We start from the raw sequence: 23,153 nt of genomic DNA, 5'->3' as shown, positions 1-23,153 counted from the left end.
AGGCGCCCTGAAAGGATGCGAAGCAGGCAGCAGCAGACCACGGGGAGGTTGTGCGGTGGCGGGGTGGACGAGCTATGTGGCGGTCGGTGACAGCTTCACCGAGGGCATGGACGATCCAAGACCTGACGGCAAGGGCTACCGCGGCTGGGCCGACCTGGTCGCCGGGTGCCTCGCGGCGGACCAGCCGGAATTCCGTTACGCCAACCTCGCCGTGCGCGGGCGGCTGTTCGACAACATCGTCGCCGAGCAGGTGCCGCTCGCCACGGCCATGAAGCCCGACCTGATCAGCTTCGCCGGCGGCGGGAACGATGCGCTGCGGCGCGGGTTTGACCCCGAGCCGCTGGTCGCACGGTTCGACAAGACGATCGAGCGGCTCCGGGCGACCGGCGCGGACGTGATCCTGTTCCGCTGGGCCGACCTGACCGGGCGGATGCCGGGTGGCAAGATCCTGCGCCCGCGGGTGGACGCGCTCAATGTCGCGATCGACAGCATCGGGGCGAAGCGCGGCGCGCATGTGGTGAATTTGTGGGATGACATCGAGTTCGCCAACCCGCGGCTGTGGGGGATCGACCGGCTGCACCTGTCGCCGGCCGGGCACCGCCGCGTCGCCGGGCACGTGCTGACCGCACTCGGCGTGACCTGCGACCCGTTGTGGCTGGCCGCGCCGCCGCCGCCGGAGGACCTGTCGTGGATGTCGCGGAAGGCGGCCGACGCCCGCTGGGCGACCCAGCACCTGGCGCCGTGGGTGAAGCGGCGGCTGACCGGAAAGTCGTCCGGAGACATGGTGACCGCCAAGCGGCCGGAGCTTGCGCCGCTAGATTGAAATCATGGCTGCGACAAAGCTCGTCACCACGCAATGGCTGGCTGAGCGACTGGAAACCGGAGACACGGACAACCTCGTCGTCGTCGAGTCCGACGAGGACGTGCTGCTGTACGGCACCGGCCACATCCCCGGTGCGGTGAAGGTCGACTGGCACACGGAGCTCAACGACCAGGTCACCCGCGACTACCTCGCCGCGGCGGAGTTCGCCGCCCTGTGCGAGGCCAAGGGCATCAAACCCGACGACACGATCGTGTTCTACGGCGACAACTTCAACTGGTGGGCGACCTACGCGCTGTGGGTGTTCTCCCTGTTCGGCCACCGCGACCTGCGCATCCTCGACGGCGGCCGGGCGAAGTGGATCGCCGAGGGCCGGCCCGTCACCAAGGACGTGCCGGACCGGCCGAAGACCACCTACCCGGTGCCGACCAGGGACGACACCGAGATCCGGGCGTTCCGCGAGGACGTGCTGGCGCACATCGCCGCGGAGCGGCCGCTGGTGGACGTACGCTCGCCCGGCGAATACAGCGGCGAGCTGCTGCACATGCCCGACTACCCGCAGGAGGGCGCGCTGCGCGGCGGGCACATTCCGGGCGCCGTCAGCAAGCCGTGGAAGCAGGCCACGCAGGAGGACGGCACGTTCAAGCCGGTCGAGGAGCTGCGCAGGATCTACGCCGACGAGCTGGGGCTGGCGCCGGACGACGACATCATCGCCTACTGCCGCATCGGCGAGCGGTCCTCGCACACCTGGTTCGTGCTGACCCACCTGCTCGGATACCAGCGCGTCCGCAACTACGACGGTTCGTGGACCGAGTGGGGCAACCTCGTGCGGGTGCCGGTCGTTAAAGGCACCAGCCCGAAGTAGCGACAAACGGACGGCGGCTCACTGCAGGGGGCCGCCGTCCACCATGCCGGTGCGACACGTCACTCGTTCTCGGGCGGCAGGCTGACCAGGTAGTCGACCACCTCGGAGAAGCGGGCGCTCGCCATCGCGACGCACAGGTCCGCGGCGCCGTAGTACAGCCGCAGCTCGTCGCGTGCCTCGTCGTGGACGAGGCCGGTGGGAAAGACGACGTTGGGCACGTCGCCGACCCGCTCGTACTCGGCGTCGGGCCCCAGCACCCAGCTCGGCGTCCGCCGGATGATCTTCGTGGGATCGTCCAGGTCGAGCATGATCAGGCCGACGCGGTACAGCGACGTCGCGACCATCTGCTTGACGCCGTGGTACACGCAGAGCCAGCCGTGCGGCGTCTCGATCGGCGGCGGGCCCATGCCGATCCGGGTCGCGTCCCACCAGGGCCCGGAGCGGGCCTGCATGACCGGCTCGGGCGTCGTCCACGCCTGTAGGTCGACCGACTTCGACAGCCACACGTCGGCGCGCGCGGAGAGCACCGACACCGGCCGGTGGAAGAGCACGTATTGCCCGTCGATCTTGCGGGGCAGCAGCGAGGCGTTCTTGTCCTCGGGCGGCATGACGATCCCGAGCGGCTCCACCGACTCGAAGTCCTCGGTGCGGGCGAGCGCCACGCAGGGACCGCCCGGCCCGTACGCGGTGTACGCGATCACGTAGCCGCCCAGCGCGTCCACGTACGTGATCCGCGGATCCTCGACGCCCCAGCAGCTGTGCTGGTCGGTGGGGTCGTCGGCGATGAGCGGCTTGGCGTCCACGACCCAGTTGGTGCGGCCGTCCTTGCTGCGGGCTGCGGTCAGGTGGGAGATGCCGCGCCTGTCCTCGATCCTGCACAGCAGGACCGTGTCCCCGTTGTGCAGGCAGGCGCCCGGGTTGAACACACTGTTGATCGGATAGGGCCAGTCCCTGGCGGTCAGCAGGGGGTTCGTCGGTTCCCGGTGAAACAGCTCCGCGTCAAAGTGCATCGGGGCCCTCCGTGGTGCGCGAGCGGGGCGGCTGTGCGGTCGCGCTGAAGCCGGCCGAGGCCCGTCCGACGGCCCGGGTGCCCGTCTGTGCCTTGTTCGGTGTCGGCCGGGACGGACCGGTGACCGGCAGCGACGTCGGCACCGGCGTCGTGGCGACCACCGGATGGGGCAGAGCGGCCAAACCGGCCTTGAGCAGGCTGAGCAGCGCTTGGTAATAGGCTAGCGTGGATTCGGCGCCCTGGTTCCCATTCGGCTCGGTAGCGGACAGACCGTCATGGCAGGAGCCCGAGGCGTCGACGTAGAGCCGCGCGCCGGCCCGGTTCCGCCCCAGGAACCAGGAGTAGCCCCACCCGGCCAGCCGCGCCGAGGTCGGGTCCGCCGTGTAGTGCCAGGCGTCGACCATCGCCTCGGTGATCGCGGCCGCGTCCAGCGGCTGCTCGTCGCCGTCGTCGGCGAGCCAGACCGCCGCCGACTCGCCCCGCCGGTGCCAGCGGTTGCCGACGCAGCGCAGGGTGCCGTCCGCGAGGCCGACGTGCTGGGCGTACCAGTCGAGCGCCGCGATCGCGCGGGCCGCCGCGGCGTCGTCCTCCAGCAGCGCGGCGCCGAGCAGCATCGCCTGCGGCAGCCGGGCGTTGTCGTAGGTCAGCTCCGGCTCGAACCAGCGCCACGACGGGTCCACCGCCGACGTCGTCAGCAGCGCCTCGTCCAGCGTGCGCAGCAGCGGCGCCGCCTGCTCGCTGCGGCCCGCGCGGGCCAGGCCGATCAGCGCGTACGCGGCGGCCCGCAGCCCGATTTCGGGCAGCTGATGGGTGCGCGGGCCCAGATCGTCGAGCAGCGCCGCCGCCGGCCGCCGGATGTCGTCGGGCACGGCCGGCGTGCCGACCAGCACGCCGAGGGCCCACACCGCCCGGCCCACGTGGTCGCCCTGGTGCGGCCAGTCCTGCCAGGTGCCGCCGTAGCTCAGCACGTTGTGCATCGCGCCGGACGGGTCGTACGCGGCGGTCAGGAACCGCACCGACTGGCGCAGCCAGCGCGTCGCCAGCGCGGTCTGCTTGCTGTCGATGCCGATCGCGAGCAGGTCCGCCGCGACGATCGCGAGCCGGGCGACGTCGTCGACGCAGTACCCCGACTCCAGCTCCGGGCTGGATCCGCGGGAGAACTGGATGATGCCGATCTCGTCGGTGAGGCGGTCCAGGTGCGCGAGGTTGAGCACCGGCGCGGCCGCGGTCGAGTGACCGGGGCGGGCCGTGGCCGCCTGCGTCTGGCGCACCACGTCGGCGACCAGCTCGGCCTCCCGGGCGGCGACCGCCGGCCAGGGCAGCCACGCCGCGCAGGCCTCGGCCACCGACTTCGCCGCCGCGAGCGCCCGCGTGTCGGTGAGCAGGTCGGTGATCTCGACCGCGAGCGCCGCGTCGTCACCGCAGGGCACCACCCGGCCGGCGCCGCCGGCGAGCATGTCCTCGGCGTAGCTGTACGACGTGGACACCGCCGGCAGGCCCGCGCCGAGCGCGAACGTCAGCGCGCCCGAACAGATCTGCTCCGGGGACCGGTACGGCGTCACGAACAGCGTGCTGGCGTGCAGGATCGCCGACAGCTCGTCCAGCTTGAGGAAGGCGTCGACGAAGTGCACGTTGTCGGTGAGCCCCAGCATCTGGACCCGCGCCTGCAGGCCCTCGCGGTAGACCTCGCCGTCGCGCCGCTTGATCTCCGGATGGGTCGCGCCCGCCACGATGTACTGCGTCTCGGGGTGCTCCTTCACCACCGCGGCCAGCGCGTCGATCGCGATGTCGATGCCCTTGCCCTCGCTGAGCAGGCCGAACGTGGTGAGGGTCGGCTTGTCGGCGACCGTAGCGAGCAGCTCGCGCAGCTCGGTGCGCAGTGTCGCCGGGTCCGGCGGCTGGCGCATCGCCTCGGGCGCGCCGTGCGGGACCACGATCAGCTGGTGACCGGCGGCCACGCCGGTGCGGATCGCGACCCGGCGGGCGGTTTCGGTGAAGACCGTGACCCTCGCCGCCCTGGCGCACAACGCGCGCAGCGTCGCGGCCTGACCGGGCGAGGGACGCGACAGCACGGTGTGCAGCGTCAGCAGGTAAGGAATGCCGCACGCGTTGAGCGCGCGGGTCAACTCGAGCAGGTGTGAGCCGTCGGTGCCGCCGAAGATCCCGTACTCGTGCTGGATCAGCACGACCTGCACGCCGGCCTCACGCAGTGCGCGGGCGGCGGCGGAGTAGTCCTCGATGCGGTCCTGGTTGATGGTGACGACGACCTCGTCACCGTAGCTGTGCCCGTCACGGTCGATGGCCACGACGACTGTTTCCAGATCGTCGGTGGCGACACCAAGTGCCTCGCGCAGATCCGCGGTGTACGTCGCGAGCCCGCAACGGCGAGGCAGATAGGTCGACACGATACCGAGGCGATAGGTCGCGGCAGGGTGTGACATGAGCACATTGTTACCCCGGGGCCCGCCAAAAAACCTTGATACGCCCGGATGAGGGTCTGGGGCGAATGTGCTGCTCAGTCCCCCTTTCGGGAAACCTTGCCGGGCATGATCGTTTGGGTGAAATATCGTTCAGTTGTCACGTAGAGTATTTAGCTCCACGTGGGCAAGGGTTCACGGTGCTCGATCCACAGCGGCGGCACCCCGATCGTGCCGCGCGCGGGGTCCTCGCCGATCCCGGTGTGCGCCGCGATGATCCCGCCCGCGATCGCGCACATCGAATCGGTGTCGCCCCCCGCCTGTACACACGCCTCCATCGCCCTTGGGTAATCGTCGAGATGCGTCGCGGCCACCCAGAGCGCGAACGGCACAGTGTCCTGCGCCAATGCGTGTGAACCGTTGCCGAGGTCCGCGGCGACGTCCCGGGGATCGGCCTTCTCCGACATCCGCACGGCCCGTCCGATGCCGTCGCGGACGTCGGACGGCGGCAGCTGGTTGAGCACCATGCGCAGCAGCGACTCGCGCGGGGTGTGCCGGGCGGTCAGCGACGACGCGAGCGCCACCGCCACGGCGCCCGAGATCCCCTCCGGGTGCCGGTGGGTGACCTCCGCCGACAGCGCCGCCTGCCGGACCGCGACGTCCGGGTCGTCGGCGAAGAACGCCCCGAGTGGCGCGACGCGCATCGCCGCGCCGTTGCCGGCCGAGCCCCGGCCGGAGAAGAGCGCGGCGGACGCGGTCTGCCACGGCACCCCGTCGCGGATGCTGGACAGCAGCGAGACCGAGCCGCGGCCGTAGCCCCGGTCGGCGCTCCACCGCTGCGCGAACGCGGCCGCCAGCCAGTGCTGGTCGACCCGGCCGTCCCGGCGGATCCCCTCCAGCAGGGTGCAGGCCATCTCGGTGTCGTCGGTCCAGCGCCACGGCGCCGGTGGCGGGGCGAACACCGCGCCGTCCTCGAACGGCGGGTGCATCTCGAAGGGTGCGCCGAGTGCGTCACCAACGGAGAGTCCGGTCAGGCTGTCGACTGCGGCGCGGAGATCCACCTGCCGAAAATAGTCGATGACCGCCGGGAACGATGCTCGCGGATCGTGGCTCGTGCTGGACATGAAGCGTCGTGAACTGCTTGGCCTGGGTGGCATCGTCCTTGTGGCGTCCTGCGGGTCGGACGGACGGTCGAGCCGGGTCGAGCCCGGTGAGCTGCTCGCCGTCGCCGTCGCCGACGGCCTGACCGTGGTGGAGTCCGGCACCGGCCGCCGGGTCGTGGCGCCGTCCGCCGCCCTCGCCACCGCCGACGGCCGCCGGCTCCTGAGTACCGTCGCGGAGTCGGGCGCGTCGCGGGTCGTCACCCGCAACGCGGCCACCGGCGACGTCGTCGCCCAGACCACCGTGCGGGGCGCGGGGCGGCTGGCGGCCGTCGCGCCGGACGCGGGGCTCGTCGCGCTCGTCGACGGCGATCCGGCGGGGCGGCGGGAGACCACGATCGTCGTCGCCGGCCCCGCGGGCGAGCGGCACCGGCTCACGCTGCCGGGGTTCGTCCAACCCGAAGCGTTCTCCTCCGCCGGTACGAGCCTGTTCGTGCTCGACATGCTGCCGCCGGAGCACCCAGACCACTACCGGGTGCGGGTCCTCGACCTGGCCGCGGGGCAGCTCAACGCCCTGAACCTGCCGGGTGAGAACGCCGGGGTGAAGGTGCTGGTGCCCGAGGGTGCCGAGGAGGAGATGCGGGGCGAGGGCCGGCAGGCCGTCTTCGACGCCAGGCGGGAGCGGCTCTTCACGCTGTACAGCCATCAGCCGGACCACCAGCACGTACGGGACCTGCTGCAGCCCGGGGCGCGCGACGGCAAGCCCGACGTGCACGCGTTCGTGCACACGCTCAGCGTGGCCGACGGGTGGGCGGTCTGCGTCGACCTGCCGCCGTCGTTCGGTACCGGGGCGGTGGCGGGCCTGACGATCGCGCAGCACGCCGACGAGGTCTGGGTCGCCGACGCCGGCAAGGGGGTGCTCGCGGTCATCAACGCCGACGCGTTGGTGGTCGTCCATGAGCAGGCGTTCCCGCCGGTGGCGGGCGGGGCCCGGCTGGCGGTGTCCGGGTCGGCCGCGTACCTGGCGGCGGGCCGGCAGGTGCACGTCTTCGACGTCGGGACCAAGGAGGTGCGGGGCACCTGGTCCCTGCCCGGCGAGGCGAAGGGCGTCGCGGTGTCGGGCACGCACCTGTACGTGGGGCAGCCCGACGGCGTGCACCGGCTGGATCCGTCGACCGGCGCGAGGACCGCGACCGTCAAGGTGCCCGGCCTCACCGCGGTCGAGCGCGTCATCGGGTGAGAACGGGACGGATAATGTCGGTGGGGCGCGGTAGCGTGCGCCCGTGGATCGGACGTTCCAGGTGGACCTGCGCGGGGTCGTGGACCTGCTCAGTCACCACCTCTATGCGAGCCCTCGCGTCTATGTGCGCGAGCTGCTTCAGAATGCCGTCGACGCGATCTCCGCGCGGCGCGCCGCCGCCGGCCCCGGGGATCCGCCGGTGCCCGCCAAAGTGCGCATCGACCCGCCGGACCTGACGGGTGACGGCACGCTGCGCGTGTCCGACACCGGCATTGGGCTCACCGAGGAGCAGGTCCACCAGTTCCTGGCCACGATCGGGCGCAGCTCCAAGCGCGACGACTTCGGCTTCGCCAGGCACGACTTCCTCGGCCAGTTCGGCATCGGCCTGCTCTCCTGCTTCCTGGTCGCCGACGAGATCCGCGTGCTGACCAGGGCAGAGGGCAGCCCGACGGTGCTGTGGCGCGGCTTTGCCGACGGTCGCTACAGCGTCGCGCCCGCGGGCGAGGACCGGCTGCAGGTCGGCACCACCGTGACCCTGGTGCCCCGGCGCGACGCCGACCAGTGGCTGCTGCGGCGCACCGTCGTCGAGCTCGCCACGCTCTATGGCTCGCTGCTGCCGGTGACCGTCGAGGTCGGCGACATCACGATCACCGGCGACGGCCTGCCCTGGCGCCCCGGCGGCGACGACCGGCGGCAGCGGCTGGTCGCGCACTGCCAGGAGGTCTTCGGGTTCACCCCGTTCGACGTCGTCGACCTGGCGGTGCCCGAGGCCGGGCTGACCGGGGTCGCGTTCGTGCTGCCTACGCCGGCCAATCCCGCGGCCCGTGCTGGCCACCGGGTCTACCTCAAGCGGATGCTGCTCGCCGAGGGCGCCGAGGGGGTGCTGCCCGAGTGGGCGTTCTTCGCCCGTTGCGTGTTCGACGCCGGCGAGTTGCGCCCGACCGCGAGCCGCGAAGCGCTCTACGAGGACCAGCTGCTCGAGTCGACCCGCGAGGCGCTCGGCGACCAGCTGCGCGGCTGGCTGGTCCGGCTCTCCACCCGCGACCCGCGGCGGCTGACGGAGTTCCTGGAGATCCACCACCTCGGGGTCAAGGCGCTCGCCGTCCACGACGACGAGATGCTGCGCCTGGTCGAGCGCTGGTGGCCGATGGAGACCAACACCGGCCGGATGACCCTCGCCGACTTCCGGGCCCAGCACGGCCTGGTGCGCTACACGGTGCAGGTCGACGAGTTCCGCCAGATCGGGGCGGTCGCCGCGGCGCAGGGCATGCCCGTGGTCAACGCCGGTTATGTCTATGACGCGCAGCTCATCGAGCGGCTGCCGCTGGTCGAGCCGGGCGCGCTCATCGAGCGGGTCGAGCCCAGCGACCTGACCACGCACTTCGACGCGCTCGAGCCGGGGCTGGAGCTGGCGAAACGGCCGTTCGTGGCGCGGGCACAGCGGGCCATGGACCGGCTCGGCTGCGAGGTGGTCCTGCGGGCGTTCGACCCGGCCGGCCTGCCGGCGATGTATCTGGTCAACCGCTCGGCCGCGTTCGCCGCGGAGCTGCGGGCGACCCGCGAGCGGGTCGACGAGGTGTGGGCCGACGTCCTCGACGCGCTCGCCCGCACCGACGACGAGGACCGGCCCCAGCTGGTGCTCAACCATCGAAACCCGCTGGTGCGGCGGGTCAGCGAGCTGGCCGACGAGGACCTGGTGCGGCTCGCCGTCGAGGGGTTGTATGGCCAGGCGCTGCTGCTCGGCCACCATCCGCTGCGGCCGGCCGACGCCGCGCTGCTCAACAGCTCATTCCTGGGTCTGCTCAACAAGGCGGTCACGCATGAAAAGTGAAGGCGAGCTGTGGGGGCTGCTGCGCGAGGCCGATCACATGCCCTACGGCAGCGGGCAGATCGCGCTGGTCGAGCAGATCGTGCAGCACGCCGACGCCGGCGGCTTCGACGAGCTGCGCTTCGCCGCCCGGATGCAGGCCACGACGGCATATGTGCACGGCGGGGAGACCGCGAAGTCGTTCGTGACGTTCTCCTGGTGCCGGGCGGAGTATGACGCCCACCCCGACCGCTTCGACCGCCACACCGAGAGCCTGCTGCTGTGGCAGTTCAAATACATGGTGTCGGGGCTGCTGAAGTTTCCCGAGGTGCCGCTCGGGCGCACCTATGACGTGCTCGACGACATGGAGCGCCGCTTCCGCGCCGGCGGGCACAGCCTGCAGGCCGTCTATTCCTACCGGCACGCCGTGGCCGCGCACGTGGGCGACCCGGCCGCCGGCGAGTGGTATGAGAAGTGGTGCGCGGCGCCCCGCGACGAGAACTCCGACTGCGTCGGCTGCGACCCCACGTCGAAGGTGTATCACCTGGTGTCGACCGGCGACGACGAGGCGGCGGTCGCACTCGCCCAGCCGGTGCTGGCCGGCCACCTCACCTGCGCCGAGCAGCCCCAGTCGATCCTGACGTCGCTGCTGGTGCCGTATCTGCGCACCGGCCGGCTCAGCGAGGCCGCCGACGCGCACCGCCGGGCCTACCGCAGCCTCCGCGGCAACCTCGCCGACCTGCAGCGCATCGGCGAGCACGTGGTGTTCTGCGCGCGGACCGGCAACGAGGCCCGCGGCCTGGAGATCGTCGAGCGGCACCTGAGCTGGCTCGACAAGGCGCCGCACCCGCAGGCCGACATGTGGTTCTCCGCCGCGGCGGCGCTGCTGCTCGGCCGGCTGGGCGACGACGTGCTGGTCGGCGACGAGCCGGCGCCGCGGCTCGGCGAGCGGCTCGCCGAGCGGGCGCGGGCCCTGGCGGCGCGGTTCGACGCGCGCAACGGCACGCCCAACATCGGCCGGCTCATCGAGGCGCGGCTGCAGGCGGAGCCGATCGTGGAGCACCTGCCGCTCAGCGCCGTCGCCCGCACGCTGCGGTCCGGCGCGACCGGCACGGTGGCCACGCCCGCCCCGGCGCCGCGGCCGCTGCCGACCGACGCGGCGCAGCTGCTCGACCGCGCCGAGGAGCTGTTCGACGAGTATCGCTTCACCGAGGCCCGGGCCGCGTGGCAGCGCTTCGACGAGCTGCACCCGGGGCCGCCGTTTCCGCTCGCGGTGCGGCGCGTCGAGGGCCGCGGCCGGATGGCGGGCGTCGACCAGGAGCCGGAGCGGGCCGAGGCCGCCTTCCGGGAGGCCGCCGCCGGGCACCGCGTGCTCGGCAACGAGCTGGCCGCGCTGGTCGCCGAGGCCCGCGCGGTCCTCGCCCCGGACGCCGAGGACCGGCAGGAGGAGGTCCTGGCCCAGCTCACCGGGGTCACCGAGCGGATCCTGGCGGTCGGCGACGCCGACGTGCGCGCCGAGGCACGGCTGCGCCTGGAGTATCCGCTGCTGGCGCTCGACCGGCTCGACGAGGCGCTGGCCGCGGTCGACGCCGCCCTCGCCGAGGAGCCGGCCCGGCCGGCGCTGCGCGCGGAGCTGGCCGGCCGCCGGGCCCGGTGCCTGCTGGTGCTGGAGCGGTTCGAGGAGGCCGCGGCCGCCGCGGCCGACTGTCGCGAGCAGTACGGCCGGCTCGGCGACCCGCCGCCGGTCGCCCTCGCGGCGCTGATCCACGGCCACGCGCTGGCCAACCTGGAGCGGTTCGACGACGCGGTGGCGGCGTTCGACGCCGCGCTCAGTGCCGCCGTCGAGCGCGACCCGCGGCTGTCGGCGCTGGTCGGCCGGGCCCGGGCCAGGCTCGCCGGCGGCCGGCCGGTCGAGGCGGTCGACGACCTGGTCGAGGCGATCGCCGACCACGTCGCGCACGGCGAGGACGCCCCCGCGGCGATCCTGCGCTTCGACCTGGCCAGCGCCTACGAGCAGGCCGGTCAGCCGCTCGACGCGGCGGAGGCGGCGGAGAGCGCGATCGACGTGCTGGACCGCATCGGCGCCCAGGACCACGCCGACCGCACCCGGTATCTGCTGTCGCGGGTCTACCGGGAGCTCGACGAGCCCGACCAGGCGCTGGCGCTGCTGGAGACGCTCGCGAGCAACCTCGACGGGTTCGACAACCTGCAGGCCCGGGGCCGGATGCTGCAGGAGGCGGCCCAGCTGCTCTACCGCGCCGACCGTGACGCGCAGGCGGCCGAGCGGTTCGCCGCGGCGGCCGCGGCGTTCGAGGCCGCCGGGGTGGTCCAGGCCGAGCTGTACAACCGCCGGATGCGGGCGCTCGCGCTGCGTTGGGCAGGTAGCGTGGAGGAGTCGCTCACGGCGCTGGCCGAAGCCGACGCCCTCGTCCGGTCGTTGACGTCGACGGTGGATGCGTCCGAGGCCTGGCTGGTGTGGCACCGGGCGATGCTCGACTGCGACGCGGCCCGGGTGCACCTCGGCGCCGGCCAGGGCAGCGAGGCCCTGGCGCGGGTCGCGGGTGCGGCTGGCGCGCTGCGCGACATCGGCGCGTTCGGCGAGGCCCTGGAGGCGGACCTGCTGCACGCTGAGCTGCTCATGCGCTCCGGTGAGCCGGCGCCGGCAGAGCCGCTGCTGCGCTCGGTGCTCGGTGCGGCGCCCACCGGCTCCCAGGCCGGGCAGAATGCGGCCTGGATGCTGGCCGAGGCCCTGGAGGCGCTGGACCGCCCGGCGGAGGCCGCGGAGATCCGCCGGCGCCATCTTGAACAGTGATGAACTTAACGACCGTTCAGCACATGTCTTGACACGAGGTTAGGCTTTGCCCATGACGCTGGAACAATCGGCCGTCCGCCCACCTGCACAGACCCGCGGCGCCGGCCCCGCCGGACAGCGCCGCCGCTCACGGCGCGAGGAGATCCTCGAGATCGCCGTGGGCCTGTTCGCGACCCGTGGCTACCACGGCGTGTCGATGGACGACATCGGTGCGGCGGCAGGCGTGACCGGCCCGGCGCTCTACCACCACTTCGCCGGCAAGGAGGCGATGCTGGCGGCCGCCCTCATCCCGGTCAGCGAGCAGCTGCTCGCCGGCGGGAAGGCCCGCACCGCCGAGGCGTCCGACGACCCGGCCGCGGCGCTGGCCACGCTGGTGGACTTCCACGTCGAGTTCGCCCTGGCCAACCCGGCGGTCATCGCCCTGCACCTGCACGAGCTCGACCGGCTGCCCGAGGAGCCGCGGCGGCAGATCCGCCGCCTCCAGCGCCTCTACGTCGAGGAGTGGGTCAACACGCTCACCGTGCTGCGCAGCGAGCTGGACGCGGGGGAGGCCCGGGTCCTCGCGCACGCCGCCTTCGGCCTCATGAACTCCACGCCGTTCTTCGGCGGCGAGGTCGACCGGGTCCGGCGCGCGGAGCTGCTGCGCGCGGCGACCCTCTCCGCGCTGCAGGGATGACCCCTTCCGGGTGACGTCCCGGCGTTATCCACAACCTGGTCACGTTCAAACTCACAGAGTTATCCACAGGAGACGCTCCGCATGTTGAGTGCTCTGCTCGTCGCCAATCGCGGGGAGATCGCCCGGCGGATCATCCGCACCGCGCGCAGGCTGGGGATCCGCACCATCGCGGTGTACTCGGAAGCCGACGCCGCGCTGCCCTTCGTCAGCGAGGCCGACGAGGCGGTGCTGATCGGCCCGGCCAACCCGGCCCAGTCGTACCGCAACACCGAGGCGATCCTGGCCGCGGCGAAGTCGACCGGCGCGGACGCGATCCACCCCGGCTACGGGTTCCTGTCGGAGAACGCGGCGTTCGCCGCCGCCGTCGTCGAGCAGGGTCTCATCTGGGTCGGCCCCGGCCCCGAGGCGATCGCCGCGATGGGCGACAAGATCAACGCGCGCAACCTGATGGCCGCCGCCGGCGTGCCGGTGGCGCCGGGCACGACCGACCCCGCCACCACGGCCGACGACGCCGTCGCCGCCGCGGCCGGGATCGGCTACCCGGTGATGGTGAAGGCCGCCGCCGGTGGCGGAGGCATGGGCATGGCCGTCGCCGCCGACGAGGCCGCCCTGCGCACGGAGTACGAGAAGGTCCGTGCCTTCGCCGAGCGGATGTTCGGCGACGGCTCGGTGCTCATCGAGCGCTACTTCCCCCGGGTCCGCCACATCGAGGTGCAGATCCTCGGCCTCGCCGACGGCCGGGTCGTCGCGCTCGGCGAGCGCGAGTGCTCGGTGCAGCGCCGCAACCAGAAGCTCGTCGAGGAGACGCCGTCGCCGGCCCTCGACCCGCAGCAGCGCGCCGACCTGCTCGCCGCCGCCGTGCGGGCCGGCCAGGCCGTCGACTACCGCAACGCCGGCACCGTCGAGTGCCTGTTCGACCCGACCTCCGGGCAGTTCTTCTTCCTGGAGATGAACACCCGGCTGCAGGTCGAGCACCCGGTCACCGAGGCCGTGTTCGGCATCGACCTGGTCGAGCAGCAGCTGCGGGTCGCCTCCGGCCTGGAGCCGAGCTTCGACCCCGACGCGCTGCGGGTCACCGGGCACGCCATCGAGGTGCGGGTCAATGCCGAGGACCCGAAGCGCTTCCTGCCCGGCCCCGGGGCGATCACGTCCTGGGTCGAGCCGACCGGCGAAGGGGTGCGCGTCGACGCGGGGTACGGGCCGGGCACCGTCGTCACGCCCAGCTACGACTCGCTGATGGCGAAGCTCGTCGTGCACGGCACCGACCGCGCCGAGGCGCTGGCCAGGCTGCGGGCCGCGGTCGCCGGGTTCGAGGTCGCCGGGCCGAAGGTCAACCTGCCGTTCTTCGCCGAACTGCTCGACAACGCCGAGTTCGTCTCGGGTGACTACGACACCGGCATCGTGGGCCGCATGCGCCAGGGAGGTGCGCGTTGAGCTTCATTTCCATCCGCGAGGTCGGACCCCGCGACGGCCTGCAGAACGAGGACCCGGTCCCCGCCGCGGCCAAGATCCGGCTGCTCGACGCACTGTCGGCGACCGGGGTCGGCCGGATCGAGGCGGTCTCGTTCGTCCACCCGAAGGCGATCCCGCAGATGGCCGACGCCGACGAGGTGTGGGCGGCCGCGCACAAGAACCCCGCGGTCCGCTACTCCGCGCTGGTGCCCAACTCACGCGGCGCCGAGCGGGCGCTCAAGGCCGGCTTCGGCGAGATCGAGGTCGTCGTCTCGGCGTCCGAGACGCACAACCAGCGCAACGTCAACCGGTCGACCGGCGAGTCGCTCGATGACATCGCCGCCCTGATCGCGCTGCTGCACGCCGCCGGCGCCATCGCCGAGGTGATCATCTCGACCAGCTTCGGGTGCCCGTTCGAGGGTGACATCGACCCCCGGCGCGTGGCCGGCATCGTGGACCGGGTGATCGCCGACGGCGCCGACCGGGTGGCGTTCGGCGACACGACCGGGATGGCGACGCCGCGCCGGGTGCAGGACGTGGTCGGGCTCGTGCGCGACCGCCACCCCGACGTACCGCTGCTGCTGCACTTCCACAACACCCGCGGCGCGGCGCTGGCCAACATCCTCACCGCGATGCGGCTGGGGATCACCGAGTTCGACGCGAGCGTCGGCGGGCTCGGCGGCTGCCCGTACGCGCCGGGCGCCACCGGCAACGTCGCCACCGAGGAGGTCGTGCACCTGCTGCACGACATGGGCTACGAGACCGGCATCGACCTCAAGGCGCTGATCGAGGCGGCCGCGACGGCCCAGGAGATCGTCGGGCGGGAGCTGCCGTCGGGCGTGCTCAAGGCCGGTCCGCGCATCCCTTTCTGACGCCCGCTGCCCCAGTTGTGTCCGATTCGCCGGGATAGTGGCGTGTCCCCGGCCGGGGCGGTTCGTTGCTCAGTACGGAAACAGTCACATGTAGGGCGACAAGCCCGACATTGAGCCCGTACTGAGAGGCGGACATGGCCCGGTCGAGGAGCGAGCGCAACCCGCGCACGGCCCGCCGTGCCCGGTCCGCTGCCCGTCTCGCCGTCAAGGGTCTGATCATCGCCGGCTTCGCCGGCGTGGCCTGGCTGCTGTCGGCGTCGGCGTCGGCGGCGCAAGCCTCCGAGTCGTCGGGCTCCGACGGTTTCGCGTCCGGGGCGTCCCTGCTCGGCCCGGTGACCAACCTGGTCACCGGGGGCGGCGGCGTAGGACTCGACCTGCTCGACCTCGGTGCCGGCGGCAACCGTCACGGCGCCTCCGGCGGTCACATCGGGCCCACCGGTGTGCCCTCCGGCACGGCGAAGCACGAGTCGAAGCCTGACCTGCTCACCGGGACGGTGCTGACCGTCCTGCGACCGGTGGCGGGCACCGTCCTGGCCACCACCGACAGGGTCACGGACAAGGCGGCCGACCAAGCCGCCACTCCGGCATCCGTCACGATGTCCCGCTTGACGACGGTGAACGCGTCGAGTGCCACGAACTCACGCACCAAGAGGCCGGCAAAAGCCGGCATCAAGAACGCCCGCAAGACGCAGACGCAGGAGCCGGCCGTCCAGGCCGAGCCGGTCGGCGTCGGGTCAACAGGCGACGTCGCGGCCGCGGCGACCGGCACCTCCGGTGCCGGCGTCGACTCGACGCGCGTCGTCGTGTCACGTGCCTCGGACCAGCTCGACCGGCTCGACGCCGGCGACGCCACGCACGTGAAGCCGGTCGCGGACCGGACTGATGCGCAGGGCACGCGCCACGTGCCGCTGCTGCCCCGCCCGGCGCCCGTCCCGGCGCCGGTGGCCGGCACCACCTCGGGAGCCCCGGGCACCGCCGCGGGTCTCAACCACGACGGTGGCGCCGCCGCCATGCTGCCCGCCGCACCGGCCGGCACGAAGGTGCTCACCTTCCGGCCGGACGCGGTCGACGACGCCGAGCTGCGGCTGCTCGCAGCCGAGAGGCCGACAGTCTCACCCGACTGAGGCCAGCCGGCCAGCCGACGCGACGCGAAGCGGGCCGAGCCGGAGCCAGCCAGGGTCCGTAGACCCGCATCGACCACATCGCGGCATCCCGCAACACCGAACACGCACCATCCGGGCGCACGTCGACAGGGCGGAGCCGGGCAGAGCCCTGCCCGCACGCAGGTTTCGCGGCTCCGATCCGCGCCCACGCAAGCAGCACTGAACAGAAACACCTACCGAAGGGTCTCACTTTCACCATGAAGACGTGGGTTCGTAAGTCGCTCAACGTGGGCGTGCTTTCCGCGGGCTTCCTGCTCATCTCGGGCGGGGCCGCGCACGCCGACTGGACGACTGGCTACAACGCCGGCCTGCTCAACGGCAATCAGTTCGACACGACCCTCCAGCTGCCGATCAACGTCTGCGGCAACTCGATCGCGGTGCTCGGCTTCGCCGACGCGTCCTGCGGCGGTGGCGCCACGGCGATCGACACCGAAAGCGCGACGACCGAGGACTGGACCACCGGGTACAACGCCGGTGTCGCCAACGGCAACCAGTTCGACACCACCCTCCAGGTGCCGGTCAACGTCAGCGGCAACGCGATCAGCGTCCTGGGCTTCTCCAACGCGTCGAGCCAGGGCGGCGCGGTCGCCGTCGACGGTGACGGCTGGGGCGGCGGCAACGGCCGGGGCAACGGGCACGGCCGCGGTCACGGCCACGGCGGTGGCAACGGTGGCGGCAACAGCAACGGTGGCTACGGCGCCGGCAGCAACAACGGCGGCTACACCGAGGGCACCGGGAACCGCACCGAGGACTGGACCTCGGGCTACAACGCCGGTCTGCTCAACGGCAACCAGTTCGACACCACGCTGCAGGTGCCGGTCAACCTGAGCGGCAACGCGATCAGCCTGCTCGGCTTCTCCAGCGCGCAGAGCGCCGGCGGCGCCTGGGCGGTCAAGGGTGAGAGCGCCTCCACCGAGAGCGCGACCACCGAGGACTGGACCACCGGCTACAACGCGGGCCTGCTCAACGGCAACCAGTTCGACACCACGCTGCAAGTGCCGGTCAACGTCTGCGGCAACTCGATCGCGGTGCTCGGCTTCTCCAGCGCCTCCTGTGGCGGCGGCGCGGTCGCCGTCGACGGTGACGGCGGCGGCAACGGCCAGGGCAACGGCAACGGCCACGGGCACGGCCACCACGGCAACGGCGGCGGCAACGGCGGCGGCAACGGCGGCTACGGCGACGACGACGCTGACAGCAACGGTGGCTACGGCGACGCCGACAATGACGGCGGCTACGGCAACGGCGGCAACGGCAACAGCAACGCGTACGGCAATGCCGCGGGCAACGCCAGCAACATGAGCTCGCACGGCGCCTCGGCGTCGCACGGCAAGGTCAAGACCAAGAAGGAGCACGGCCGCGGCAACGGCGCCGGCACCGGCACCGCCAACAACGGCGGCTACGGCAACGGCAACGGCAACAACAACGGCGGTTACGGCAACGGCCAGAACAACGGCGGTTACGGCAACGGGTCCGGCAACGGGTCCGGCAACGGGTCCGGGCACGGCAACGGCAACGGCGGCGGCTGGAGCAACGGCGGCGCCACGGCCGTCAAGAACTCCTGCAGCGACTGGACCACGGGCTACAACGCGGGCCTGCTGAACGGCAATCAGTTCGACACCACGCTGCAGGTGCCGATCAACATCAGCGGCAACGCGATCAGCCTGTTCGGCTTCTCGCAGGCGTCCAGCCAGGGCGGCGCGGTCGCGTACTCCTGCTGACAGCGGTACTGGGGTCCCTCTGATCCGCAGGGGGACCCAGGCCGACGCCGGGTACACACCGACCCGTGCCCGACGAGCCATTGGTACTTGACCTCCGCTTCGGCTAACCTGAACGATCGTTAGGCATAACGATCGTTCAGGTAGCTGTTGCGGAGGTCGCACCATGGTGGAGGGTCTTCGGAAGCGCGTCGAGGCCGGCGGTGCGGAGAAGTACCACAAGGCCAACGCCGCCCGGGGGAAGCTCTTTGCCCGGGAGCGGGTCGCGCTGCTCGTCGACGAGGGGACCTTCGTCGAGGACGGCATGTTCGCCAACGTCATGGCCGAAGGCCTCCCGGCGGATGGCGTCATCACCGGCACCGCGGCCGTCGACGGCCGGCCGGTCTGCCTGATGGCCAACGACTCGACGGTCAAGGCCGGCTCCTGGGGCGCCCGGACCGTCGAGAAGATCATCCGGATCATCGAGAAGGCCTACGACACCGGCGTCCCCATGGTGTATCTGGTGGACTCGGCCGGCGCCCGGATCACCGACCAGGTCGACCTCTTCCCGGGGCGGCGTGGCGCCGGGCGGATCTTCCACACCCAGGTCCGCGCCAGCGGCAGCATCCCGCAGGCGTGCGCCCTGTTCGGCCCGTCGGCCGCCGGCGGCGCCTACATCCCCGCCTTCTGCGACGTCGTCGCGATGGTCGAGGGCAACGCCTCGATGTACCTCGGCTCCGACCGCATGGTCGAGATGGTCACGGGTGAGAAGACCACCCTCGAGGCCATGGGCGGCGCCCGGGTGCACTGCGCGGAGTCCGGCGTCGGGCACTTCCTGTGCAAGACCGAGGCCGACGCGATCGAGACGGTCCGGCGGTACCTGTCGTACCTGCCGTCCAACTGGACGATGCCCGCACCGGTCGCCGCCGCGGCCGACGCCACGGGCCTGCCCGAGATCCCTGCCAGCGAGCGCCAGGCCTTCGACATGCGCCGGTTCGTCAAGGGGCTCGTCGACGAGGGCTCGTTCTTCGAGATCCAGGCGCTGTGGGCGCGCGAGCTCACCACCGGGTTCGCCCGCATCGACGGCAAGCCGGTCGGCGTCGTGGCCAACAACTCGATGTTCAAGGGCGGCGTGCTCTTCGTCGACTCCGCCGACAAGGCGACCCGCTTCGTGCAGCTCTGCGACGCGTTCAACGTGCCGCTGCTGTTCCTCGCCGACGTGCCCGGCTTCATGGTCGGCTCGGCGGTGGAGAAGCAGGGCATTATCCGGCACGGCGCCAAGATGATCACCGCGATCTCCGAGGCGACCGTGCCCAAGATCTGTGTCGTGGTCCGCAAGGCCTACGGCGCCGGCCTGTACGCGATGGCCGGCCCGGGTTTCGAGCCCGACGCCACCATTGCGCTGCCTACCGCCAAGATCGCCGTCATGGGCGCTGAGGCCGCGGTCAACGCGGTGTACGCGAACAAAATCGCCGCCCTGGCCGACGACGAGGCCCGCGCCGCGTTCGTCGCGGAGAAGCGCGCCGAGTACGAGCGCGACATCGACATCATGCGCCTGGCCAGCGAACTGGTCGTCGACACGGTCGTCGAGCCGGCCGCGCTGCGCGACGAGCTGACCCGCCGCTTCGCCGCCGCCACCGGTAAGAACCGTCAATTCTCGCGCCGTCGCCACGGCGTGACGCCCGTCTGAGAGGCACCTGTCATGGTCGACTTCACCCTCGGCGAGGATCTCGAGGCTCTCCGCCTCAGCGTCCGCGAGTTCGCCAACGACGTCGTCGCACCCGTCATCGGCGACTACTACGAGCGGCACGCGTTCCCGTACGACATTGTGCGCCAGATGGGCAAGATGGGCCTTTTCGGGCTGCCCTTCCCCGAGCATCACGGCGGCATGGGCGGCGACTACCTCGCCCTCTGCGTCGCCTTGGAGGAGCTGGCGCGCGTCGACTCCTCGGTCGCGGTCACCCTGGAGGCCGGCATCTCCCTGGGCGCCATGCCGATCTACCGCTTCGGCACCGACGAGCAGAAGGCCCGGTGGCTGCCGCGGCTCGTCTCCGGCGAGGCCCTGGCCGCCTTCGGTCTCACCGAGCCCGGCGCCGGCTCCGACGCCGGCGGCACCCAGACCCGGGCGGTGCTCGACAAGGCCACCGGCGAATGGGTGATCAACGGCTCGAAGGCCTTCATCACCAACTCCGGCACCGACATCACCGCCCTGGTCACCGTCACCGCCGTCACCGGCGTCAACCCCGACGGCTCCAAGGAGCTCTCGGCGATCATCGTGCCGAGCGGCACCCCGGGCTTCACCGTCCAGCCCGGCTACTCGAAGGTCGGCTGGTGCGCCTCCGACACGCACGAGCTGAGCTTCGACGACGTCCGCGTGCCGGCCGCCAACCTGCTCGGCGAGCGCGGCCGCGGCTATGCCCAGTTCCTGCAGATCCTCGACGAGGGCCGGGTCGCGTTCGCGGCGCTCGGCGTGGGCCTCGCCCAAGGCTGCGTCGACGAGTCGGTCGCCTATGCCAAGCAGCGCCGCGCGTTCGGCAAGTCGATCGGCGAGTACCAGGCGATCCAGTTCAAGCTCGCCGACATGGAGGCCCGGGCGCACACCGCCCGCCTGGCCTACTACGACGCCGCGTCGCGCCTGGTCAACGGCCGCGAGTTCAAGCGCCAGGCGGCCATCGCCAAGCTGCAGGCCAGCGACGCGGCGGTCACCAACGCCCGCGAGGCGACCCAGGTCCACGGCGGCTACGGCTTCATGAACGAGACCCCGGTCGCCCGCATGTGGCGGGACGCCAAGATCCTGGAGATCGGCGAGGGCACCTCAGAGGTCCAACGCATGATCATCTCCCGGTCGCTGGGTCTCTAGCGACACGGGGGATATCGTGCGGCGCGGGCGTCGTGCTTGCATACTCCGATGTTCGCGAAACTGGGCACGCTCATGGACCGCCACCGCTGGCCTGTCATCGGCCTGTGGCTGGCAGTGACCGTGGCGGGCGCGGTGTTCGGTGGCGGGTTGTTCGACCGGCTCACCACCACGAGCACCAGCCGCGCCGACAGTGAGTCGGCCGTCGCCCAGCAGCGCATCGACGAGCTCGCCCCCGAGGGCTCGATGGTGATCGCCGTCATCGAGGGCAAGGACGTCTACGACCCGGGGCTCAACGCCAGCGTCACCAAGGCGAGCCAGGAGATCAAGGCCATGGCCGGGGTCAAGGAGGTCAACGACCTCTACAACGGCCCCGGCGGTCAGATCGGCGCCGACAACATGAGCTCGACGGTGCGCGTCGAGCTCGACCCGAAGCTCGGCGAGGACGCCCGCGAGCAGCTCGAGGACAAGGTCAAGGCGCGCCTGAAGCTGATCGAGGCGCCGAAGGTCACGGTCGGCGGCACGAAGCTCGCCGAGCGGGCGTTCGGCGAGCAGTCGGTGCGCGACCTGGCGATCGGCGAGAGCATCGCGCTGGTGGCGCTGCTCATCGTGCTGGTGCTGATCTTCGGTGGGGTGATCGCCGCCGGACTGCCGCTCGCCGTGGCGCTGGTCGGGGTGTCCGGCTCGCTGCTGCTCCTGCTCGGGCTCAGCTTCGTGACCAAGGTGAGCGAGTACTCCCTCAACGTCGTGACCCTGCTCGGCATCGGGCTCGCCGTCGACTACTCGCTGCTGATCGTCGCCCGGTTCCGCGAGGAGCGGCTGCTGCGCGAGCCGACCGAGGCGCTTGTCGAGGCGGTCGCCCGGTCCGGCCGGGCGGTCGCGATCTCCGGCATCGCGGTCGCGGCGACCCTGGCGGGGCTGACGGTGTTCGCCGAGCCGCTGCTCGCCGCCGTCGCGCTCGGCGGGGCCGCCGTCGTCGTGCTGGCGACCGTAGCCGCGTTGACGCTGGTACCGGCGCTGCTGTCGCTCGCCAAGGACAAGATTCCGGTGGCCGGCGAGGGGCGGTTCACCTTCAAGACGGATCTGCTGGCGAGGCTCGCGGCGAAGGCGCAGCAGTCGCCGGGGCCGGTCGCCCTCGGTGTGACCGTCGGGCTGCTGGTGCTGGCCGCGCCGCTGCTCGGGGCGAACTTCGCCAACTCCGACGCGCGGGCGCTGCCGCACAGCAACGAGGCGCGGCAGGCGTACGACGCGCTGCAGCAGAAGTTCAACAACAACCACCCCGAAGACGTCGTGGTGCTGGTGCAGGCGGGCCCCGAGCGCGCCGACGTCCGCATGTTCATGAACCAGATCAACAACCAGCTCAACGCGCAGGTCTTCCGCCAGGAGGTCCGGCCCGACGTGCCCAAGGGCTGGACGGTCCTCGACCTGACCCCGAAGGGCGAGGTCGGCGGGCAGGAGTCGCTCGACCTGGTGCGCAAGCTGCGGGCCATGCCGACTCCGTTCCCGAAGTGGGTCACCGGCCCGAGCGCCGAGGTGATCGACTACCAGGACTCCCTCGCGCGGCGGCTGCCGATCGCGGCGCTCATCGTGCTCGTCGTGACCGTCGTGGTGCTCTTCCTGCTCACCGGCTCCGTGGTCATCCCGCTCAAGGCCGTCCTGATGAACCTGCTGACCCTGATCGCCACCCTCGGCATCCTGGTCGTGGTGTTCCAGTGGGGCTGGGGGCAGCTGCCGCTCTTCTTCGACTCCTGGGACGGCATCGACCTGACCACCCCGGTGCTGCTGTTCGTGTTCATCTTCGGCCTCTCGATGGACTACGAGGTGTTCCTTCTGTCGCGCATCAAGGAGGAGTACGACCAGCGCCCCGACACCAACCGGGCGGTCCTGCGCGGCATCACGAAGTCCGGACCGGTCGTGACCGCGGCGGCGATCTGCATCGTCATCGTGTTCCTCGGCTTCACGGTCGGCGGGCTGGTCGCGGTCAAGGAGATCGGCGTCGGCATGACGGTCGCCGTGATCATCGACGTGACCGTGGTGCGTGGGCTGCTGCTGCCGGCGCTGATGACGATGCTGGACAACTGGAACTGGTGGGCGCCGAAGTTCCTCGCCCCGCTGGGCGCCACGCGCGCCGCGGCCCCGGCGGCGGCGCCGCGGAAGAAGGCCGCGTCGCCCAAGGCCCCGGCCGGCAAGACCGCGAAGGAGAAGCCCGCGTCGACCTCGCCCGCCGACGAGTTGACGGTCGAGGTGCCCGCACCACGATCGTCGGAGGAACTGACCGTCGAGGTGCCCGCGCTCAGCGGCAAGCCGAAGACGGACCCACCGCCCACGGAAATCTTATAGATAAGCGTCGTGGTTCCGACGCCCGGCTT

16 protein-coding genes are annotated in these 23,153 nt (G+C 71.9%); 13 read left to right on the top strand and 3 right to left on the bottom strand.

Features of this window, described 5'->3' with window-relative positions; translation table 11 throughout:
• Positions 1-55 precede the first annotated feature (55 nt).
• Together AB0H83_RS27810 and AB0H83_RS27805 are read left to right on the top strand one after the other, a co-directional pair.
• Positions 56-823 carry an SGNH/GDSL hydrolase family protein gene (locus AB0H83_RS27810; RefSeq protein WP_360099445.1) on the top strand — a complete coding sequence of 256 codons (768 nt, stop codon included), beginning with the start codon at positions 56-58 and terminating at the stop codon, positions 821-823.
• A 4-nt stretch (positions 824-827) separates the two neighbouring features.
• Complete coding sequence (locus tag AB0H83_RS27805; protein WP_360099443.1) at positions 828-1,685, top strand: sulfurtransferase; 858 nt, start codon at positions 828-830, stop codon at positions 1,683-1,685.
• Between the two features lie 59 nt (positions 1,686-1,744).
• Here AB0H83_RS27805 and AB0H83_RS27800 read toward each other — a convergent pair whose 3' ends face one another.
• From AB0H83_RS27800 to AB0H83_RS27790, 3 genes are all read right to left on the bottom strand, one after another.
• Positions 1,745-2,695 (bottom strand): hypothetical protein, encoded by a 951-nt coding sequence (locus AB0H83_RS27800; RefSeq protein WP_360099441.1) that lies wholly within the window; start codon positions 2,693-2,695, stop codon positions 1,745-1,747.
• Positions 2,685-5,135: a glycosyltransferase gene (locus AB0H83_RS27795; RefSeq protein ID WP_360099439.1), complete on the bottom strand. Its 2,451-nt coding sequence runs from the start codon at positions 5,133-5,135 to the stop codon at positions 2,685-2,687. Before AB0H83_RS27795 ends, AB0H83_RS27800 begins: the two co-directional genes overlap by 11 nt.
• Positions 5,136-5,284: 149 nt before the next feature.
• Entirely contained in the window at positions 5,285-6,172 is an 888-nt protein-coding gene (locus AB0H83_RS27790; RefSeq protein WP_360099437.1) for an ADP-ribosylglycohydrolase family protein, read from the bottom strand.
• A 61-nt stretch (positions 6,173-6,233) separates the two neighbouring features.
• On the opposite strand from AB0H83_RS27790, the gene AB0H83_RS27785 reads away from it, so the two are divergent.
• From AB0H83_RS27785 to AB0H83_RS27735, 11 genes are all read left to right on the top strand, one after another.
• A complete protein-coding gene (locus tag AB0H83_RS27785; RefSeq protein ID WP_360099435.1) occupies positions 6,234-7,451 on the top strand; it encodes a hypothetical protein in 1,218 nt (405 codons plus the stop codon).
• 43 nt (positions 7,452-7,494) lie between these two features.
• The gene (locus AB0H83_RS27780; protein WP_360099433.1) at positions 7,495-9,282 is read left to right on the top strand and encodes an HSP90 family protein; all 1,788 of its coding nucleotides are present in this window, start codon (positions 7,495-7,497) and stop codon (positions 9,280-9,282) included.
• The gene (locus AB0H83_RS27775; protein WP_360099431.1) at positions 9,272-12,070 is read left to right on the top strand and encodes a hypothetical protein; all 2,799 of its coding nucleotides are present in this window, start codon (positions 9,272-9,274) and stop codon (positions 12,068-12,070) included. Before AB0H83_RS27780 ends, AB0H83_RS27775 begins: the two co-directional genes overlap by 11 nt.
• Before the next feature lie 52 nt (positions 12,071-12,122).
• Positions 12,123-12,746, top strand: coding sequence for a TetR/AcrR family transcriptional regulator (locus tag AB0H83_RS27770; RefSeq protein ID WP_360099429.1), 624 nt, complete (start codon positions 12,123-12,125; stop codon positions 12,744-12,746).
• An 81-nt stretch (positions 12,747-12,827) separates the two neighbouring features.
• Entirely contained in the window at positions 12,828-14,180 is a 1,353-nt protein-coding gene (locus AB0H83_RS27765) for a biotin carboxylase N-terminal domain-containing protein (protein ID WP_360099427.1), read from the top strand.
• A complete protein-coding gene (locus AB0H83_RS27760) occupies positions 14,177-15,070 on the top strand; it encodes a hydroxymethylglutaryl-CoA lyase (protein ID WP_360099425.1) in 894 nt (297 codons plus the stop codon). Before AB0H83_RS27765 ends, AB0H83_RS27760 begins: the two co-directional genes overlap by 4 nt.
• Before the next feature lie 134 nt (positions 15,071-15,204).
• Positions 15,205-16,194: a hypothetical protein gene (locus tag AB0H83_RS27755; RefSeq protein ID WP_360099423.1), complete on the top strand. Its 990-nt coding sequence runs from the start codon at positions 15,205-15,207 to the stop codon at positions 16,192-16,194.
• A 236-nt stretch (positions 16,195-16,430) separates the two neighbouring features.
• Complete coding sequence (locus AB0H83_RS27750) at positions 16,431-17,951, top strand: chaplin family protein (RefSeq protein ID WP_360099421.1); 1,521 nt, start codon at positions 16,431-16,433, stop codon at positions 17,949-17,951.
• Between the two features lie 163 nt (positions 17,952-18,114).
• The gene (locus AB0H83_RS27745) at positions 18,115-19,617 is read left to right on the top strand and encodes an acyl-CoA carboxylase subunit beta (RefSeq protein WP_360099419.1); all 1,503 of its coding nucleotides are present in this window, start codon (positions 18,115-18,117) and stop codon (positions 19,615-19,617) included.
• 12 nt (positions 19,618-19,629) lie between these two features.
• Positions 19,630-20,787, top strand: coding sequence for an acyl-CoA dehydrogenase family protein (locus AB0H83_RS27740; protein WP_360099417.1), 1,158 nt, complete (start codon positions 19,630-19,632; stop codon positions 20,785-20,787).
• Positions 20,788-20,835: 48 nt separating this feature from the next.
• Complete coding sequence (locus AB0H83_RS27735) at positions 20,836-23,124, top strand: MMPL family transporter (protein ID WP_360099415.1); 2,289 nt, start codon at positions 20,836-20,838, stop codon at positions 23,122-23,124.
• Positions 23,125-23,153 lie beyond the last annotated feature (29 nt).

The organism is Dactylosporangium sp. NPDC050688, assembly GCF_040654515.1.
Taxonomy (GTDB): Bacteria; Actinomycetota; Actinomycetes; order Mycobacteriales; family Micromonosporaceae; genus Dactylosporangium.
The sequence above is the reverse complement of the archived record's forward strand: the minus strand, read 5'-3'. Positions and strand labels throughout refer to the sequence as shown.

Excerpts from the sequence above, each read along its gene's own strand:
- AB0H83_RS27805 (WP_360099443.1), top strand. The coding sequence starts at position 828 with ATGGCTGCGACAAAGCTCGTCACCACGCAATGGCTGGCTGAGCGACTG.
- AB0H83_RS27800 (WP_360099441.1), bottom strand. The coding sequence starts at position 2,695 with ATGCACTTTGACGCGGAGCTGTTTCACCGGGAACCGACGAACCCCCTG.
- AB0H83_RS27795 (WP_360099439.1), bottom strand. The coding sequence starts at position 5,135 with ATGTCACACCCTGCCGCGACCTATCGCCTCGGTATCGTGTCGACCTAT.
- AB0H83_RS27785 (WP_360099435.1), top strand. The coding sequence starts at position 6,234 with ATGAAGCGTCGTGAACTGCTTGGCCTGGGTGGCATCGTCCTTGTGGCG.
- AB0H83_RS27775 (WP_360099431.1), top strand. The coding sequence starts at position 9,272 with ATGAAAAGTGAAGGCGAGCTGTGGGGGCTGCTGCGCGAGGCCGATCAC.
- AB0H83_RS27770 (WP_360099429.1), top strand. The coding sequence starts at position 12,123 with ATGACGCTGGAACAATCGGCCGTCCGCCCACCTGCACAGACCCGCGGC.
- AB0H83_RS27765 (WP_360099427.1), top strand. The coding sequence starts at position 12,828 with ATGTTGAGTGCTCTGCTCGTCGCCAATCGCGGGGAGATCGCCCGGCGG.
- AB0H83_RS27755 (WP_360099423.1), top strand. The coding sequence starts at position 15,205 with ATGGCCCGGTCGAGGAGCGAGCGCAACCCGCGCACGGCCCGCCGTGCC.
- AB0H83_RS27750 (WP_360099421.1), top strand. The coding sequence starts at position 16,431 with ATGAAGACGTGGGTTCGTAAGTCGCTCAACGTGGGCGTGCTTTCCGCG.
- AB0H83_RS27745 (WP_360099419.1), top strand. The coding sequence starts at position 18,115 with ATGGTGGAGGGTCTTCGGAAGCGCGTCGAGGCCGGCGGTGCGGAGAAG.
- AB0H83_RS27740 (WP_360099417.1), top strand. The coding sequence starts at position 19,630 with ATGGTCGACTTCACCCTCGGCGAGGATCTCGAGGCTCTCCGCCTCAGC.
- AB0H83_RS27735 (WP_360099415.1), top strand. The coding sequence starts at position 20,836 with ATGTTCGCGAAACTGGGCACGCTCATGGACCGCCACCGCTGGCCTGTC.